At 67.6% G+C, this 17,303-nt stretch carries 17 protein-coding genes and 2 pseudogenes; 14 read left to right on the top strand and 5 right to left on the bottom strand.

Annotated features, from left to right (window positions below; genetic code table 11):
- The first annotated feature begins 61 nt into the window (after positions 1 to 61).
- Positions 62 to 1,141, top strand: a complete 1,080-nt coding sequence (locus AB0I71_RS08435) for a hypothetical protein (protein ID WP_357582575.1) — start codon at positions 62 to 64, stop codon at positions 1,139 to 1,141.
- Positions 1,142 to 1,722: 581 nt separating this feature from the next.
- Here AB0I71_RS08435 and AB0I71_RS08430 read toward each other — a convergent pair.
- The 3 genes from AB0I71_RS08430 to AB0I71_RS08420 all read right to left on the bottom strand — a co-directional run bounded on the left by AB0I71_RS08430 (position 1,723) and on the right by AB0I71_RS08420 (position 3,980).
- Positions 1,723 to 2,619 (bottom strand): RNA polymerase sigma-70 factor, encoded by an 897-nt coding sequence (locus AB0I71_RS08430; RefSeq protein ID WP_357582574.1) that lies wholly within the window; start codon positions 2,617 to 2,619, stop codon positions 1,723 to 1,725.
- Positions 2,620 to 2,661: 42 nt separating this feature from the next.
- Positions 2,662 to 3,045, bottom strand: a complete 384-nt coding sequence (locus tag AB0I71_RS08425) for a DoxX family protein (protein ID WP_357582573.1) — start codon at positions 3,043 to 3,045, stop codon at positions 2,662 to 2,664.
- A 128-nt stretch (positions 3,046 to 3,173) separates the two neighbouring features.
- A complete protein-coding gene (locus AB0I71_RS08420) occupies positions 3,174 to 3,980 on the bottom strand; it encodes an FAD-dependent oxidoreductase (protein WP_357582572.1) in 807 nt (268 codons plus the stop codon).
- A gap of 289 nt (positions 3,981 to 4,269) precedes the next feature.
- On the opposite strand from AB0I71_RS08420, the gene AB0I71_RS08415 reads away from it, so the two are divergent.
- From AB0I71_RS08415 to AB0I71_RS08390, 6 genes are all read left to right on the top strand, one after another.
- Positions 4,270 to 5,169: an ABC transporter ATP-binding protein gene (locus tag AB0I71_RS08415; RefSeq protein ID WP_357582571.1), complete on the top strand. Its 900-nt coding sequence runs from the start codon at positions 4,270 to 4,272 to the stop codon at positions 5,167 to 5,169.
- A complete protein-coding gene (locus tag AB0I71_RS08410; protein WP_357582570.1) occupies positions 5,169 to 5,963 on the top strand; it encodes an ABC transporter permease subunit in 795 nt (264 codons plus the stop codon). Before AB0I71_RS08415 ends, AB0I71_RS08410 begins: the two co-directional genes overlap by 1 nt.
- An 87-nt stretch (positions 5,964 to 6,050) precedes the next feature.
- Positions 6,051 to 7,178 (top strand): helix-turn-helix domain-containing protein, encoded by a 1,128-nt coding sequence (locus tag AB0I71_RS08405; protein ID WP_357582569.1) that lies wholly within the window; start codon positions 6,051 to 6,053, stop codon positions 7,176 to 7,178.
- A 197-nt stretch (positions 7,179 to 7,375) separates the two neighbouring features.
- Complete coding sequence (locus tag AB0I71_RS08400; protein WP_357582568.1) at positions 7,376 to 7,945, top strand: hypothetical protein; 570 nt, start codon at positions 7,376 to 7,378, stop codon at positions 7,943 to 7,945.
- A gap of 608 nt (positions 7,946 to 8,553) precedes the next feature.
- Complete coding sequence (locus tag AB0I71_RS08395; RefSeq protein ID WP_357582567.1) at positions 8,554 to 8,937, top strand: DoxX family protein; 384 nt, start codon at positions 8,554 to 8,556, stop codon at positions 8,935 to 8,937.
- Between the two features lie 647 nt (positions 8,938 to 9,584).
- On the top strand, positions 9,585 to 10,139 hold the full coding sequence (locus AB0I71_RS08390; RefSeq protein ID WP_357582566.1) for a C45 family peptidase: 555 nt from the start codon (positions 9,585 to 9,587) through the stop codon (positions 10,137 to 10,139).
- Between the two features lie 334 nt (positions 10,140 to 10,473).
- On the opposite strand, the gene AB0I71_RS08385 is transcribed toward AB0I71_RS08390, so the two are convergent.
- Complete coding sequence (locus tag AB0I71_RS08385; protein ID WP_357582565.1) at positions 10,474 to 10,899, bottom strand: helix-turn-helix domain-containing protein; 426 nt, start codon at positions 10,897 to 10,899, stop codon at positions 10,474 to 10,476.
- 142 nt (positions 10,900 to 11,041) lie between these two features.
- Between AB0I71_RS08385 and AB0I71_RS08380 the strand changes: the two genes are divergently transcribed.
- From AB0I71_RS08380 to lepB, 4 genes and pseudogenes are all read left to right on the top strand, one after another.
- Positions 11,042 to 11,530, top strand: a complete 489-nt coding sequence (locus tag AB0I71_RS08380; RefSeq protein ID WP_357582564.1) for an SRPBCC domain-containing protein — start codon at positions 11,042 to 11,044, stop codon at positions 11,528 to 11,530.
- A gap of 510 nt (positions 11,531 to 12,040) precedes the next feature.
- Positions 12,041 to 12,550 carry a hypothetical protein gene (locus AB0I71_RS08375; RefSeq protein WP_357582563.1) on the top strand — a complete coding sequence of 170 codons (510 nt, stop codon included), beginning with the start codon at positions 12,041 to 12,043 and terminating at the stop codon, positions 12,548 to 12,550.
- A 164-nt stretch (positions 12,551 to 12,714) separates the two neighbouring features.
- Positions 12,715 to 12,804 (top strand): annotated as a pseudogene (locus tag AB0I71_RS08370) (uridylate kinase); the annotation flags it as partial.
- A gap of 57 nt (positions 12,805 to 12,861) precedes the next feature.
- Positions 12,862 to 13,536, top strand: coding sequence for a signal peptidase I (gene lepB, locus AB0I71_RS08365; RefSeq protein ID WP_357582635.1), 675 nt, complete (start codon positions 12,862 to 12,864; stop codon positions 13,534 to 13,536).
- 132 nt (positions 13,537 to 13,668) lie between these two features.
- On the opposite strand, the gene AB0I71_RS08360 is transcribed toward lepB, so the two are convergent.
- Complete coding sequence (locus AB0I71_RS08360) at positions 13,669 to 14,439, bottom strand: hypothetical protein (protein WP_357582562.1); 771 nt, start codon at positions 14,437 to 14,439, stop codon at positions 13,669 to 13,671.
- 362 nt (positions 14,440 to 14,801) lie between these two features.
- On the opposite strand from AB0I71_RS08360, the gene AB0I71_RS08355 reads away from it, so the two are divergent.
- The 3 genes and pseudogenes from AB0I71_RS08355 to AB0I71_RS08345 all read left to right on the top strand — a co-directional run bounded on the left by AB0I71_RS08355 (position 14,802) and on the right by AB0I71_RS08345 (position 17,238).
- Positions 14,802 to 15,836: a serine/threonine protein phosphatase gene (locus AB0I71_RS08355; RefSeq protein ID WP_357582561.1), complete on the top strand. Its 1,035-nt coding sequence runs from the start codon at positions 14,802 to 14,804 to the stop codon at positions 15,834 to 15,836.
- A gap of 125 nt (positions 15,837 to 15,961) precedes the next feature.
- Positions 15,962 to 16,621, top strand: a pseudogene (locus tag AB0I71_RS08350) (DUF2199 domain-containing protein).
- Between the two features lie 104 nt (positions 16,622 to 16,725).
- Positions 16,726 to 17,238 carry a hypothetical protein gene (locus AB0I71_RS08345; protein WP_357582560.1) on the top strand — a complete coding sequence of 171 codons (513 nt, stop codon included), beginning with the start codon at positions 16,726 to 16,728 and terminating at the stop codon, positions 17,236 to 17,238.
- Positions 17,239 to 17,303: the final 65 nt, after the last annotated feature.

The raw sequence follows: 17,303 nt of genomic DNA, 5'->3' as shown, positions 1-17,303 counted from the left end.
AACTCGATATCGACCGGGGCAATCCCCGGTATCTCACACGACCCGAGAAGAGGGATGTTCGATGAGAGCAAGAACAATCCGTGGTCGGCGCCTAACGTACCCCATTCTGGCCCTGGCCTTGGCCCTGCCGCTGCTGACCGTCGGCCAGCCGGCGCAGGCGGCTCCGCACGCCGACGGTGACAGCATCCGTCAGGTGGGCACGGCCGTCAGCGCCGAGGCGTGGGCGGCCGGCAGGCAGCGGTACGGCGCGCAGGTGACTGCCGACGCGGCGATCGAGGCGTACTGGACACCCGAGCGGATGCGCAATGCCAGGCCCGTCGAGGAGTCTCCCTCGTACAAGGCCGCGGCACGGCGTTTCGCCCAGAGCAGGGGGACCTCGTCCGCCGCACCGACCAACCGGTCCAGGCCGGTGGATGTGCCTCCGGTGGCGGGCCTGATGGGTACCCCGGGCATGTCCACGCAGGCCATCAACCCGAACCTCGGCTCCAACCACCCGACCGCCCGGTCCAACGGCAAGGTCTTCTTCAACATGGACGGCGGATCGTGGGTCTGCTCCGGCGCGGTCATCAACTCGGTCGGCTTCAACACGGTGTGGACGGCTGGCCACTGCATCCACGGCGGCCCCGGCAGCAGTCTCGCCACCAACTGGTCGTTCGTCCCGGCGTACGACGATGACCTGGCCAACCCCCGGCCGCACGGCACCTGGACGGCCCGCGAGCTGTGGACCTGGAGCAGTTGGATCGACAGCTCCAACTGGGAGGCCGACATGGCTGTGGCCATCATGAACACCCGGAACGGCGTCCGCATCGTGAACCAGTTCGGGGGCCACGGCTTCCGTACGCACCAGGGCTTCACGGTCGGCATCAACAACTTCGGCTACCCGAGCGGCGCGCCGTTCGACGGCGGCAACCTGTTGAGGTGCAGCGGCAACTCGACCCAGTCCGGGGCGCGGATCCGCATCAACTGCGACCTGACCGCAGGCGCCAGCGGCGGCCCGTGGTTGATCAACTGGGATGGGAACTGGGGCTACCTCAACGGGGTCAACAGCACGCTCAACTCGTACGCGGCACCGACCTTGTGGTGGTCACCCTATTTCGACGACACCGCGTCGGAGTTGTACAACTTCACCGCCACTCGCTGACCGATGTCCGGTGGCAGATATCTCGTCCCGGTAGTGCGCCCTTGACCTGAGCGGGCCTTCTCCAATGGCAAATGATCGAGCGACTGGTCGCCATTGGAGCCGGCCCGCGGCGTGCGGGACGAGCTACTCGCAGAGCGAGGTGCGGTCGTTCTCTCTGGCGGGGCATCGGTGTGGTGCAGGGCGTCGCGGCCGGGGTCCGCGCCAAAGACGGGCTGGTAGTCGGGGTGCGCCCCAACGAGGCCGAACACCGCACCGACCCGCAAGCCGCAGCCGGGATGGTGGACCGTAGTTGGCAGAATCCGGACCACATTCCTCCAGCTCAGTGAACGATCGTAACGGTCCCAGCGGTACGTGGACGCGCGGTCTGACACGGCCAGTCACCGTGACTGCGGGCAGCCACCTCGATCCACCATCAGGTGGCTGCCCGCGGACTAGATCACAGTGCGCGCAGGTGCCAAGCCCTCGGGCAGAACCCAAAGCCGCGCACTCATCGCCGACCGGATGAGAAGCTCGGCCCGCTGTAGCCGTGCACAGGGCAACAGCGATCCGGGATTCCAGATCGCTGTTCCAGCACCCGGTGTTCATCGCAGGGTGAGCGGGGTCTCGGTTTCGACGCGGGTCAGTTTCTCCGGGTTGCGGACGTAGTAGAGGCCCGTGATACGGGCAGCCTGGACGCAGATCGCCATAATGCCGTCGATCTGGCCATTGAGGCGTACGAGGAGTGCCGGGTTGCCGTTGACCATGCTGGGTTCACCGGTGAGCGTGCCTTCGACCCTGCCCAGGCCCCCGAAGAACATCCGGGCCACCTTCTCGGCGCCGGTGACCGGACGCAGCGCGGCCTGCTTAACGCCGCCGCCGTCGCCGACCAGGACAACATCGGGGGCGAGCACGTTGAGGAGACCCTGTAAGTCCCTGGTCTCGACCGCGAGCTTGAACGCCTCCAGCGCCGCCCTGGTCTCGTTCGGGGAGACCGCATGGCGGGGGCGGCGGGCGTCAACGTGCTGGCGGGCCCGGTGCGCGATCTGGTGGACGGCCGCGGGGCTCTTGCCGACGGCAGCGGCGATCTCGCCGTAGCTGATGCCGAAAGCCTCGCGTAGTACAAAGACGGCCCGCTCGGTCGGCGACAGTGTCTCCAGGACGAGCATGAGTGCCATCGACATGCTCTCGGCGAGTTCGATGTCCTCGGCCACGTCCGGTGCGGTGAGTAGCGGTTCAGGCAGCCAGGGGCCGACGTAGGCCTCCTTACGGCGTCTCATGGTGCGCAGCCGGTTGAGGGACTGCCGGGTCGTGATCCGGACCAGGTAGACACGCTGGTCACGTACGTGCTCCAGGTTGACCTTGATCCACCGTAGCCAGGTCTCCTGGAGGACGTCCTCGGCGTCGGCCGCCGACCCGAGCAACTCGTACGCGACGGTGAACAGCAGGTTGCGATGGGCGACGAACGCCTCGGTCGCTGGATCAACGGCATGGTCGCTCATGTCTCGCCCCTTCTTCACGATTCCGCCAGCGGTACATCTCCGTTAGCCGCTGAAGGGTTCGAGGCTGAAGCGGCCCCAGGCGATGAAGGCGGCAAGCGCGACATAGCCCAGGTTCACCGCCACCAGCCTCAACTGACCGAGACGGACATGGATGATCGCCGCGCCGACCATCAGCAGCACCCAGCAGACGGCGGTCACCAGCACCATGAACGGTGCGATGTCAAGCACGGCGGGCAGGATCAGGCCAACCGCGGCCAGGAACTCGAGGATCCCGATGGTCTTGATGAAGCCGACGCTGGCGTGCCCGGTCCATTCCCCGCCCTTGAGCGCTGCCAGTTTCTCCCTGGGAACGAACATCTTGGTGATGCCGCCGGTCACGGAGACTGCGGCCAGCAGCCCGGCGGCGATCCAGAGAGCGATGTTCATGCAGTTCTTTCCTGCCTCGTGTAGGTGATCGGGTGTCTTGCGTCCATCCGGCACGGGCCGAACTCCACCGCCCGGTAGTTGGTAGCCGTTCGAGCCGGGGTGGCCGACTCGTGTCCGTGGCTGTTTGTTCAACGGGTGGCCGGTGCCCTGCCGCGCCCGGCCCGCAGCAGCTCCTGGCGCTTGTCGTCCGTGACCCGGGTGAGCGAGCCGGGCTTGCGTGCCTCGTTCGTCAGATGCTCGACGGTGTGCTCACAGGCGAACTCCTTGAGCTTTGCGCCCAAGCCGCCGCCGATGTACAACCCGTTCGCGGTGTCGTTGCTGGAGGCGAACTGGAAGAGGCCGGCACGACGCCCCAGACTTATGCAATGGCCAAAGAACCCCAGGTTGATGGGCGTTGGCCGGTCACCCGCGATCCGGGCCAACACCGTGTCGGCGGCGTGTGCGCCGATCCTCGTCGCTGCCTGGCAGCTCATCCGGAACGGCAGGTCCGAAGGGGCCGCCGAGTCCCCGGCCGCGACGATGCGTACGTCGTCCACACTGGTCAACGACTCGTCGGCGAGCAGCCGGCCCAGTGCGTCGGTGCTCAACCCACTACGGCCGGCGAGGTCCGGCACGCCGAACCCGGCGGTCCGGATGGTCACCTCGCTGCGCAACTCGCGGCCGTCCGCGAGCCGTACGGCATCGCGGGTCACCGCCGTCACCTTCGTGTCGGGGCCGTCGAACACGGTCACCCCTAGCCGGGCCAGCCGCCTGGCAACCGAGCGCCGACCACGCGGGTGCAGATACGGGCCGAGCATCCCGCCGCAGACCAGAGTCACGGTACGGCCCGCCTCGGCCAGCTCACCGGCGGTCTCGATGCCGGTCGGACCTGCTCCGACCACCGTCACCGGGGCCGTCGCGGCAGCGGCCTCGACGAACTTGGTGTTCCCACTCATAGCGACTCCTCCGCTTCCAGGGGTTCGGCCTCAAGACACCGCGTGACCGGTCGTCCTGACGGCGTGTGAGGCAGACCACTCCACAGCCGCGGGCTCGACACGCGGAGTCCCAGGGCGAATGCCGGCAGCGTCAGTTACCGGAATTCGGCAACGAACGCTGCCCGGATCTGTCCCGACATCAGCCTGGAAAGCCGCCGGGGCAGGGAGCAGGCTGCCGGCATGGTGGAAATCCGTCGCGCGCCGGTCGGGGCCGACACGTCAGAACTACGCACTGGCGAGGGGATGTCTTGTGAACTCGGTGATAGAGGCCCGGGGTCTGACAAAGTTCTACGGCGGTCGCCGTGGATTGGAAGATCTTGATCTGCGTGTCCAGCCGGGTGAGGTGTTCGGGTATCTCGGTCCGAACGGGGCCGGGAAGACGACCACGATCAGACTGCTGCTGGACTTCATTCGTCCCACCCGGGGCACCGCCACGGTGCTCGGCACCGTTCCCCGGCGCGGCGTCGACAATCGCCGCCGGATCGGTTACCTGCCTGGCGAGCTGTCGTTCGAGGGACGGGAACGGGTGGCTGAGCTGCTGCGATTCTTCGGCGACGCCCGTGGCGGCGTTTCGGCCCGGCGCATCGCGGAGCTGGCCGAGCGGCTGGAATTGGACCTGTCCCGCAGGATCCGCAGCCTGTCGAAGGGCAACAAACAGAAGGTCGGCTTGGTGCAGGCGTTCATGCACGAACCGGAGCTGCTGATCCTCGACGAGCCGACCACCGGCCTGGACCCGCTGATGCAGCAGGAGTTCCTGGAGATGGTGCGCGAGGCTCGTGCGAACGGGCAGACGGTGTTCATGTCCTCACACATACTCGCCGAGGTGCAGACGGCGGCCGACCGGGTCGGCATCGTCCGCGCCGGCCGGCTGGTCGCCGTCGAACGGGTCGAGTCGCTGGGCAAACGAGCCGTCCGGCAGGTCGAGGTGCACTTCGCCGAGCCGCCCGTGGCGGCCGACTTCACCGGCCTGGCGGGCGTCACCGACGTCTCCGTCGAAGGACCGGTGCTGCACTGCACCGTCGACGGGCAACTCGACCCGCTGATCAAGGCACTCGGCCGGCACACCGTCGTCGACCTCATCAGCGCCGAACCCGACCTGGAGGAAACCTTCCTCAGCTACTACCACCAGTCCGAGGAGACGACGTCGTGATGCCCAGCCTGGTCCGCAAGTCCCTCCGCGACTACCGGCGAGCGGTCGCCGGCTGGATGGTCGGTGTCGGGGCCTTCGTCACCATCTACGTCTCATCCTGGTCCCAGTTCAAGGGCGATCCGGAGGCCGCCGAGTCCGCCGCCGAGCGCATCCCGCAAGGGATGCAGACCGCGCTGGGATTCCAGGATCTGTACAGTGGCGCCGGCTACCTGCAGGCCGTCATCTTCACTGTGTTCGTACCCCTGCTGCTGATCATGGCAGCGACCGCGTTCGGCACCCGCGCAATCGCCGGGCCCGAGGACGCCGGTGTGCTCGATCTGCTGCTGGCCAACCCGATCAGCCGCCGCCGGTTCGTCCTGCAACGCTTCGCAGCCCTCACCACTGCCGTCGTCGCCGTCGGCGCGGTCGTCTGGCTGCTGGTCCTTGCCCTCGCCGCCGCGTTGGACATGAACGTCGGCGTCAGCAGGATCAGCGCCGTCTCCCTCGGCCTGCTGTTGGTCGGGCTCTGGTTCGGCACCCTCGCCCTGACCGTCAGCGCGTTCGTCGGACGCCGTCCCGTCGTGCTGGCCACCACCGGCAGCGTCGCCGTTGCCACGTACCTGTTGCATGCCCTCGGCAACCAGTTCGACGCCATCCGACCGCTGCGATGGCTGTCGCCGTTCCACTACTACCTCGGCGCCGACCCGCTACACACCGGCTTCCACGTCGGCTATCTCCTCGTCCTGGCCGGCACCATCGCCGTCCTTGTCGGGATGGCCGCCGCGGCGTTCGAGCGACGCGATCTCGCCGTCTGACGTCTCGTCCGGTGCCGTCGGTCGCGCGTCGGCACCGGACGAAGTGAAACCGCCCGTGACCATACAGTTCTTGCTTTGGAGCCAGGTGTGAGTGACGAGCCGTCCAACCCGACACCTGACCTCGGCACGCCCGGCGTGCCAACCGAACTGCTGCACGGTTACCTCGACGCCCTCGCCACCGCCGCAGCAACCGGCCGCCGCCCGCAACGCGCCGACCTCGATAGGTGCCGGCGGCATGGCGAGCGAGCTGCGGACCTCAACATCACCCTGCGTGCCCTCACCGCCGGCTACCTGCACGCCGCCGAGACTCTCCTGCCCACCCTGCCCGGCCTCGCCGACGCCCCCACCCCAAGCGCCGCCCGCGCCGCCACCACCGCCGTCTGGGCAGCGGCCCGACGCCTCCTCGACGCCGCCGCAGAGGGACACGAACGTTCACACCTGCACGCCGCCCGCCGCGACTACACCGCCCGCCGCGAATTCATCGACGATCTGCTCTACGGCCACGGCCACCCCGGGCGGCTCGCCGAACGTGCCCATCGCTTCGCGGTCCAACTCGCCAGCCCGCACCAGGTCATCGTCGCCCGCGCGGCCACCGCATTCACCGACCCGGTGCTCGACCGCGTCGAGGCAGGACTCACCGCCCGGTTCGGCAGCCGGAACATCCTGATCACCAGCCACGACGACCTGCTGGTGTGCATCACCCCGGCAGCGCTTCGCGGCACCACCGGCGAAGTCGCCCACCACCTCCTCACCGCCCTCGGCACCGACAACCGATGGCAAATAGGCGTCGGCCGCCCCCACCCAGGACCAAGCGGCATCCAACAGTCCTACGAAGAAGCCCGCGACACCCTGCAACTCGCCGACCGACTCGGCCTCACCACCCCCGTCCTACGCGCCGCGGACCTGCTCGTCTTCCCCGTCCTCCTCCGCGACCGCGCCGCCATCACCGACCTCGTCCACACCGTTCTCGCGCCACTGACCGAAGCGCGAGGCGGCGCCGGTCCGATCCTGGACACCCTCACTGCGTTCTTCGCCTGTCACGGCAACACCACAGCCACCGCCCGCCAGCTACACCTCAGCGCCCGCACCGTCGTCTACCGACTCGACCGGGTCCGCCGCCTCACCGGGTACGACCCCGACGACCCCACCCAACGCTTCACACTGCAAGCCGCCGTCCTCGGCGCTCGTCTACTCAACTGGCCCGCCGAACCGTAAGAGCCCCCATCCGGAACCAGACCACGCCACAGGTGCGGGCCCGACACTGCCAGCGGTGCGGGTCCGAGCCGAAGTGTCCGTGGACTGGTGGGCGCATCGGTTCCGACACGATCCGGGTTGCGGGTCGTCCGGATCCACCAACCGGTCCCGGTCCCGCGGGGCGACGGCCAGCGACGCCCTCATGGAAGGATCATGCCGTGTACCGCCGTGCCGTCGCCATCGTGGTCCTCGCAGTGCTCGGCTGCGGCGCCTGGATCGGCCTGCGCAACGAACACCGCGCCGCGAAAGACCGTCGCGACCTACACGAGCTCACCATGACGTCGCCGTGGCCACGCGAGAAGCTGCTCGTACCCGACGATTTCCCACCGGACGGGACGCTCGGTTGGCTGGACCGCACCGGCCTCGAACTGGTCTTCGAACTCACCATCTCCGACAACCGTAAGGTGCCGCTGAAGTGGAAGCTGCACCACGCAGGACCCGACGGCAGGCCGGAAGACGGCGTCGATTGCGCGGCCGTGGCCGTCGTCACCTGCACGGACCTCGGTGACGGGTTTACGTTCGCCGTCTCCAAACAGGCACCCAACAGCATCCCGTCCACGGCGCTCTTACGGGTCGACGGCGATCGGCTGCTCAGCGCCACCGTCCAGGTACCGGAGTACGTGGAGGCCGATGCGCTGCGGCCGGTGCTCACCCGAACCCATCGGCCCACCGACGACGAGGTGCTCGCGGTGCTGCGTCGTGACGGATACCAAACGGACTGGAGCTAGGCCGGCGAGGAGTGGCTACGCAACGCGCGGGCACCAGATCCTGCCATGTGCAGCAGACCCCAGGGCGTGGCTGTCGATGGGCCATCGCCGCGGACTCTTCAGGTCCCGGGGAACAGCTGTTGCGGAGAGCTTGCACGCCTCGAAGGGCCAGGTCGGTGTGGACCAGCACCACGTCCGCCGCCGGGCGTCCTGGCATCGACTCACGCCCCGAGGCCGTGGCGGAGATGTTCGCGTCGATGTCCCGGCCCACGGCAGACGTCGGGCCGCGGAAATGATCGCCCTGGCGGGGACACGGGCAGTGACCTCTGCACTGAGGGGACGTGTTCGCCGCGTTCGCCGGAGCATCGGCTCCGCCCGTGATGACGCCGCGTGTTGGCGTGCGCCCACGCCTGTGCAGTTGTCTGCCTCACACGCCGTCAGAAGGATCAGTCAAGCGGTGTCTTGAGGCTGAACCCCTGGAAACGCACGGAGGGCCTGCCCTCTTGGTCACGCATCGGCGATCCCACCTCGAACGGCTACCGACCACCGAGAATGTCCATTGGAGATCCATCGGTGCCGGGCGGCTTCCAGGACATCGGAGTCATCTACACCTAGCAAGGAGACACCGGATGAACCTCGCTCTTTGGATTGCTGCCGGACTGCTGGCAGCAGTCGCCCTAGCCGGCGGCATCAGCAAGACATTCGTACCCAAGGAGAAACTGGCTGCGCATAGTGGCGGTGAGTGGACCGGACGTGCCAGCGTCGGCTTCGTCAAGACTCTCGGGGTCCTCGAACTCCTGGCTGCGGTTGGCCTGATCCTGCCCGCCGTGCTCGACATCGCGCCGTTCATGGTGCCGGTGACCGCCGTCTGCTGGATCTTGCTCATGATCGGCGCGATGATCACCCATGGCCGCCTTGGTCAGTCCAAGCTGGTAATGCTGAACTTGGTCTACCTTTTGCTTGCAGTCTTCGTCGCGTGGGGCCGCTTCGTCCTTGAGCCTTTTACCGGCTGACGAAGATGTGCCGCTGGCCGGGGTGGTGTCCTGCTCGCGCGGGTAATCCGCAGCACGGGCCGCCCCGGCGGTGGCTTCGGCCGGATTGACCGGCTGCCTCGCCGGCAAGACGCACCCGACAGACCTGGATCAGGGTACGAGCGCGGCGTCGCCGGTCCTGCCAGAACCAGAACGTCGTCAGCAGAGCCAGGACCAAGATCTTGCTGTTGATGCACGGTTCAAGGCCTGTGACAACCAGGGCCGCCCGCACGGATCTGCTGCGGAGCGCTGGTCGTCGCGAGTGCGCCGCCCCGGCGGGGCGGCAGCCCGGCCGCCGACGGTGGCCACCTGGTGATTCACCCCGCAATTAGCTAGGTTGCCCTCACCTCGGTTGATTCTCACACGGGGAGTGGCAGCCGTGCGGCAAGTGCAGAAGACCTTTCAGGCGATCGAGGTCGGCGACGGCGGCGACGGGCGGTGGGCCGCCTACGCCCAGGGCCTGTGGCAGGAGATAAAGGGCCTGCTGACCGAGGAGGGCCGGACTCCGGAGGGCGCGGATCGTGTTCGGGCGCTGTTCCGTGCGCACATGCCGGAACCTACAGCCCGATCAGTGCGAAGGGACCATCGTCTCCTCCTGCTTCCTGCGCCCCGTGATCGGGATGCAGGACATGCTGTGGGACTTGCTGGACGGGATGAACGACGCCGGTCTCGCGGTCTCGCTCACCTGGGGCGGACGTTCCAGCTACGGACGCGGCTTCGCCATTCTCGTCCTCGTGCGCTACCTGCTGGAGACGTGCGACACCGTCGATGAGGCGGTCGACAGGCTGCGGTCCCTACCGGTCGCCGTCCCCCAGAACCTCACCCTTGTCGATCCCACCAAGGCGGTGACGGTGTTCGTGGGGCCGGATATGTCACCGACGGTGGCACCGGACGCCTGCGCCGCCAATCACCAGCACCTGCCGGTGACCGACGAGCAGGAACGGACCATGCGGACGCAGGAACGGCTACGCGCCATCCGCGCCGCGGGCGCGGACGTGGCGGCGATGCTGAAGCCACCGCTTTATCGATCCGTCGACGAGCAGGGCTCGAGAACGCTCTACACAGCCCACTACCAGCCCATCGACGGCAGTGTGACGTACTACTGGCCCGGCGAGTCCTGGCAACAGTCCTTCGGCGACTTCGCACCCGGATCCCGCCCCGTGACCTTGGGCCGGACCAGCTGAGAGGCTTTCCGGATCCCCTGCTCACCCTGCATGAAGATCCTGCAAGAACGTGATGTCACCCGCTGCCGACAGGCCCTGGGCCCGCCCCGCCACGGCCACACGATGAACCGGCAGGCGCTCGGCATCGCCAGCGGTCGGACGAGCGCCTCCCCGATACACCCCGACAAGGCGTCTCTCGCTACATAGTTACCAATCCACAGGTCTTGACAACTGCTCCTGCGAATCGATCGTCACCTTGGTAACGGCGATCCTGGTCGTCAACCTTCCGGGCGTAGCCGAAACAGTGTGTCTGAACCCCTGAGATTGTGCGGCAGCCGCGCGATCCGTGGCCCGGCTATGCGTGAGGCGGGGTGGCTGGGTTCGCGGCGGGTGCCTGGTCGAACTCGTCGCGGTTTCGGGCGATGTCGCTCTGGTGGTCGCGGACCCAGCGCACGAGCCCGTCCACGGCCCCGCTCAGTGAGCGACCCAGCGGCGTCAGGGCGTATTCGACCCTCGGAGGTACTTCCGGGTATGCGGTCCTGGTCACCAACCCGTCGCGGGTGAGTGCGCGCAGCGTCTGGCTGAGCATCCGCTGGGAGATGCCGGTGACATGCTCGTGTAGTGCGGTGAAGCGCAGCGGGCCGGACGCTAGGGCCGTGATGGTCAGCAGCGTCCACTTGTCGCCGACTCGCGCGAGTACGTCTCGGACGAGCTCGATCGTTCGTACGCAGTCCGGCGTGACCCCGCGGTGTGCGAGTTCGGCACCAAGGGTGCTTGTCATGGCTCGTTGTTCCTCATGGGTCAGTAGCTGACTTCAAAGTGCGTATGGGAAAGCCGGACTAAATCCGGTGGGCGCACGTTTCTTACTGATCGTAACTGGAGTGCGGCCACCCCTCTGTGGCCGTGACGGCGGAAGGAACGGCATGGTCCGGCACGACACGTTCACGATCTCGCGGCACCTCGACGTGCCGCCGGGCGAGGTCTTCACGGCGTTCGCCGACACCGCGATCAGGCGGCGGTGGTTCCGGCTTCCCGGCAGCGGGGCCTCCTACGAGCACGACTTCCGAGTGGGCGGAGGCGAGACGGCCAGCAGTACCTACACCGGGCTGGACACCGCGCCGGAACGGCTGGAGTACCGGTCGCGATACATCGACATCGTGGGCCCTCACCGGATCGTCTATGGCTACGAGGCCGTCGTCGACGGCGAACTGCGATGGACCTCGCTGGTCACCGTCCGGCTCGGTGTCGATCCGGACGGAACCCGCCTGGACTGGACCGAGCAGGTGACCTTTCTCAGATACGAGGGCGACGGCAGCGTGGACCTGGCGCACCTGCGCGGCGCGAGCGTGCTGCGGCTGAACGGCCTTGACGCGGCCCTGCACACCGGACGTCCGCGTCAGCAACGGCGGTGAAAGCAGGCCACCGAACAGACGCCGGCCTGCCCTCGCGACGGCGTCGCAAACGGACCCAGGTGCTTGACCGGGCGATACATCAGTGCGCGGACATGCCGTGAGCCGCGCTACGCAGCGTTCCGCCGAGCCGGCCCGGGTTCCGTCCGGACGTGCCGAGGTGAGCGCACATGCCGTTGCCTCGGCCCGGGACGAGGTGCGGGCCACCCTCATCCCTGGACGGGCGAGCAGACGATCAGTCGACCACGGAGCGGACTATCTCGGCGATGCGCCCCTCAGTGACGGTCGGCGTGTGCGTGGGCTGGCCCTCAGCGCGCCAGCGGGCCTCGTCTGCGCCGTGGCCGTCAGCCTGTTGCAGCTGGCCGGACCCCGCCGGTGGACGGTAGAGGACCAAAAGGGGTCTCGCTATTGACTGTTGTCGATGTAGCTGTAGACAATCTTGTCGACGTTGTTCTACCCCGCGCACGGTGGTTTCCACCGCCCCTGTAGCGAACCCGGTGAAGGGAGTAGGCGATGAGCAGGCTGCGGCTGGCTGCGGTGATCGCCCTCGCGGTCGTCAGCTGCGTTCTGACGACGTCCGCCGCGGCGCACGCGAACGCGGCGTTCCCGTTCAGAGCTGACTCTGGTGACAACTGTCGTTATGGCTCCACTCAGGGCAGCTTGATCTGGCGGTACAGCACCACAACCCCGATCCGGCCGATCGCGCTCGACGTCCGCGGCACGCTGGTCGACCATCCGCTGCCCGACGAGTGGGGCTTCTTGTGTCGCGACGACCGCTACTACTCGGTGGCGACCTTCGTCGCGTACCTGAGCAACGGCACGACTTCACGAGCAGAAGCCCGGGCTGACGCCGCGCTCGTCAGCTTGGACTTCACCCTCGGGTCCAGTACGGCGGCGGCCAGCATCAGCCGGGCGACCGTGCAGGTGTGCCGATCGCCGCTGTTCGGCACCGGACCCAGTTACTGTGGCCCGCCACAGCACTACGCACCCGTGGTCTACGACCCGCCGCCACCTATCCCGTAGACCGCGACGGACGAGTAGTCCGCGAGGGCGACCCACCTCGTCGGTCCGGATCGGGTGGAAAAGTCCGAGGATCAGCTCAGGTCGAGTGGCACAACGAGGTCTTCATCGGCGATGAGTACCTCGCGCCGGACGGCGTCTTCCTCATGCGCCTGGAGCTGATTGATCGCGAGCGTTACATCCCCTCCCAGCAGTTCTACTTCGCTACGCTCCGCCCGACCGATCACGCCGACATCATCGTGCACAACGACAAGCCCCACCAGCCGGTCTGGGCGACCCGAACACTTTTAACGCAGTCAGCGCGACCACGCCGGATGTCCACGCCAGCGACGCTCGGCTACCGGCGGCGACAGCTGCCCACGCGCTCGATGCGGCATGGCAGCGCATGTGAGCGTGGGGCAGCAGTGCCGGGTAGTGCCGCACCCGGCGGACCGCACGGCGCCGTCGATTCTGGCAGGATCCGTCGGATGCGCAGACTGATGGTGTTCCTTCTCGTGATGGCTGTTGCCGGCTGCGGCGACGGTGACGCGACCGGGACGGGAGCCACCGAACAGTTCACCCAGGGCGGCGTCAGTATGGAGCCGACGGTCAAGGCCGGCCAGGTTGTCACCGCACGGAAAGTAACCGGCACGTATGAGGCACGGCGCGGCGATGTCGTCCTGCTCCGTTCCCCCGGCGGTCTCTGGGGTGACCGTAAGGCGCCGCTGCTCAAACGCGTCGTCGCGGTCGGCGGCGAAACCATCGCCTGCTGCGATACCTCAGGCAAGGTGACGGTCGACGGTAAGCCACTGGCCGAGCCCTATGTGGCTGAGGACGCGTCGCTCGACGAGCCGCCGAACCCGAACTACTGCGGGCCGCGCCGGTTCGCCGCGGTCAGCGTGCCGGCCGACTCGGTCTTCGTCATGGGCGACAGCCGCGCCCGGTCGAACGACTCACGGTGTGCCGGGCCGGTGCCGGTGTCGTCGGTCCTCGCCGTAATGGTCGACTGACCAGGGCGCACCTGACAGTCGCCACGGACGTACCGGAGTGGCCGACGCTAAGCGCTCGGACGGCGGCATCTCAGGGAGGTGAAACGAGGAGTGCCCGGCGGGAGTTGGTGGAGACACCTCGGGACAATGAGGTCAACCAAGCCCCAGGCGTTGTAGAGCCGAGGCGACGTACCCACGGGCGGCCCGGTGCTGCCAGCCGAGCGGGAAGTCAGGCAGTGTTGCGGCATCCTTGGCATCGATGAGCAAGCTCAGCGCCGGATCGGGTAGTTCCTGACCCAGCCTGCGCGCGAGCGCCACCGCAGCCGTTACCCGCACGACGAACGAGTCGTGACCGAGCAGGTCCGTCATCTGGGCCGCGATCGCGGGGGGCGACACCGTCAGGTGTGCCAGGGCGAGGTTCGCGCTCGCCCGGACGGCGTCGTCGCCGTCGGCCGACAGCAGCGCGGCGATCGTCTGCTCGTCCGGCGGGAACCACGCCAGCAGCTCGGCGGCCTGGGACGCGACCAGCGGATCGTCGCCGAGCCAATGACGGTAGGCGTCCACGTGTGCCGCCACAGCCCGGTACGCGTCGGCGCCCCACTTCGCGGCGCACGAGTCGGCGATGTCCACCGCCTCCTCGGTGAGGCCCTCGTCGCGGTAGTAGACGAGCTCGATGACCATGTCCTCCTGCCGGCGGGTCACCGTCGGCCCATCGAAGGCGACCTTCGGACCGAACGGCAGATCGTGATCGTCATAGGCACCCAGACCTACGTCTCGAAGCAACCTCGTCAGGGCAGGCCGGGCTGGCGTGCCTGGGTCGTTGATCAAGAGGACGAGGAAACGCACCACGTGAGCGCTGACCTGCCACCGGGTTCCTTGATGGACGACAGCGTCCCGCAGCCCGGCCAGCGCCTCGCCGGCCACGGTCGGACCCGGTGAGCGAAGCGCCGACAGGTGCGCCGGGACGCGGTCTGCCGGGCCGTGCGTACCGTGCAGCGAGGCCCACGGCACGCCGTCAAGATCGGAGAGCGGACCCACCAAGGAATTATCACCACCGGGATAGCCCAACACCGGCCGGTAGCCGCGCGATAAGCCGGATACGCAACGTACGCTCCGCGCTACCCGCCCGACACTCCGGTCGCGGCATGACAGTGAGTCGTCGTGGTGCTCACCAGCATCGTCCGAAGCCTTTCCGGTATCGCGTTCAGGCGCATCGCTGAGCTGGTCGGAGGGAGACCGCTCGGCATTACGCGTTTGGGCGTGTCGCTCGATGGCATGATGCAGCTGTGCTGTGCCCGCGGCGTTTCCGTCATGACCGCGTCGCGGCGCTGTTGGAGGTCCGCACCGACGGTGAACTGGCGGCGTTGTTGCAGGCCGCGTCACCCACAGGCGTGGGCGTGGGCGGTGGCTCTTCGATCGTCGACGTCGATGGCGTGCCCGTGTTCGTCAAGCGGGTCCCCCTAACCGACCGGGAACTGGCTCATCCGCACAGCACGGCGAACCTTTTCGACCTGCCCGCCCGATGGCAGTACGGCATATACCGCCTGGCCGGACCGGGCTTCGGCGCGTGGCGCGAGCTGGCCGCGAACCAGATCGTCACTGACGGCGTCCTCACCGGCGAGACGGAATCGTTTCCGTTGCTGCACCACTGGCGGGTGCTGCCCGGTCGCCCGCCGGTCGCGGCCGAGCACCTCGACATCGACGCCGTCGTCGCACAGTTCGGTGACAACCAGGCCGTACGTGCGCGGTTCGAAGCGCTGGCGGACGCCACCGCGAGCCTGGTGCTGTACCTCGAACATCTCCCCGACGGGCTGCCTCGCTGGCTGAGCGACCCGGTCGGCAGAGCCGCAACGGTCGAGCGGCAGCTATTCGAGATGGTGGCGTTCCTGCGTAACCGCGAGCTGCTGCACCTGGACGGGCACTTCGGCAACATCCGGGCCGACGACGCCCGGCTCTACCTCGTCGACTTCGGCCTCGCCACCTCACCGCACTTCGACCTGTCCGACGCCGAGCACGACTTCGCTACCCGCAACGCCGGTCACGATGCCGACTACGCTTCCATGCGACTGGTGAACTGGCTGGTCACCGCCGTATGCGGTAAGCCCGTTCCGGCCGGCAGCCGTCCCGTCGCCCGCAACCAGTTTGTGCGCCGGTGCGCGGCCGGTGATGTCCCACCAGACCTGCCCCCGCCCGTTGGGGAGATCATCGCCAGACATGCCCCCGCCGCCGCCCGGATGAACGACTTCTGTTCGCGCCTGTTCGACGGCGACCTTCACGCCCAGTATCCCGGCAACGAGATCACTACGGACCGAGCCGGTTGAGTACGGCAACTACGCACTCGCATCGGCACGTCCGGGACGCCCCTCGGGACACCGACGTCACGCTACACAATGCGCGACCTGCGGCTGCATGAGTACGGCGAAGCGCTTTCGTCGGCCGGATCCAGGTGCGGCAGTTTCCTGTCCGCCCTGTGCCTGGTCGAATCCTTGCTCCCTCTGCACGCCGGCACGCCGTGACGCCCGGACCGCGGCATGAGGGGACATCGGTTCGCCGACGCCGTCTCAGTGGCTCAGGCACGGGCTGTACCGTCTCGTCCGTGATCGATCAGGGTTTCGTGTGCCACAGCTGTGGCCAGCGCCATGAGGGCCTGCCGTTCTCGTACGGAAGCCCAGCACCGGCCTACTGGCGAGACGATCTCAACAGCGACGAACGCAGTGTCCTTGAGGACGAGATCTGCATCATCTAGGCACAGCACTACTTCGTCCGTGCGCGCTTGGTCATACCTGTCCTCGACGCTGATGCCGTTTTCGAATGGGGCGTTTGGGTGTCGCTGAGCAGCACGAGCTTCAGCCGGATGCTGGATCTCTGGACGACGCCTGGGCGAGAGCAGAAGCCGGCGTACTTCGGCTGGCTGTCCACCGAGCTTCCGGTCTACCCGATCGAGACGTTGAACCTCAAGACCGAGGTGCATACCGAGCAGGTCGGCACACGACCACACATCGTCCTCGAGCCGACTGACCACCCTCTGTCGGTAGAGCAACGCAACGGCATCAGCGTGAAACGAGTACAGGAAATCGCGGGGCTTCTGCTCCACCACGAGGGCTGACCTCGCCGACGTCACGAGACATCCACGCATTGGCACGACCGATCAGCGGCGCCGGCCGCGCGACATCTGCGGCATGAGCGGGCGTTCTGGTGGATTATCGGAGCATGGTCGGACCGGCTCCATCGATGGCGCACGTCCCGCTGCGCGAGGTACTACCGCGTGACTACCTGAACGTTGAAGGCGAGCTGCGGAGGTTGGCGAACGAACTCGACAGCCACCCGGGGGCTGCCGACCGTACGGTATGGCATTGGTATCCAGACCGGACGGAGCCCCCGCAGACCTCGAACAGAGGCCTTTACCTGCTGCTCGTCGACACGACGATCACTTTGTACAACACCCGCGACGACTGGCTCGAACTCACGCTCGACATCGCCTGGCTGGCGCCCCCAAAGCTCACCGTGGACGCGGCCGTGGAGGTGGCGTGCTGGTGCCCGCAGGACCACAACATGCACCAAGTGCGTCAGGCGCAGTGGCACGCGGTAAATAGCCAGGAACTTGTCGAGGCGTTCGCCACCGGCACGGCCATCTTGATGGACGTCCTCGCGTCGGGCCCGTTCGAACCGCCTCCTTGGCGAGTCCAGGCAGGCCTCCCTGATGCGCCCGAGACCAGCCGGTAGCCGACCATCCACTCACCGGCTACTCGTAGGAGGTCGCTGCCCTGCGGCGTCGCTCGGGTCGGATG

It is taken from the genome of Micromonospora sp. NPDC049891 (assembly GCF_040660295.1).
In the GTDB taxonomy this organism is placed as follows: domain Bacteria; phylum Actinomycetota; class Actinomycetes; order Mycobacteriales; family Micromonosporaceae; genus Micromonospora.
This window is presented reverse-complemented; position numbering and strand designations above follow the sequence as displayed.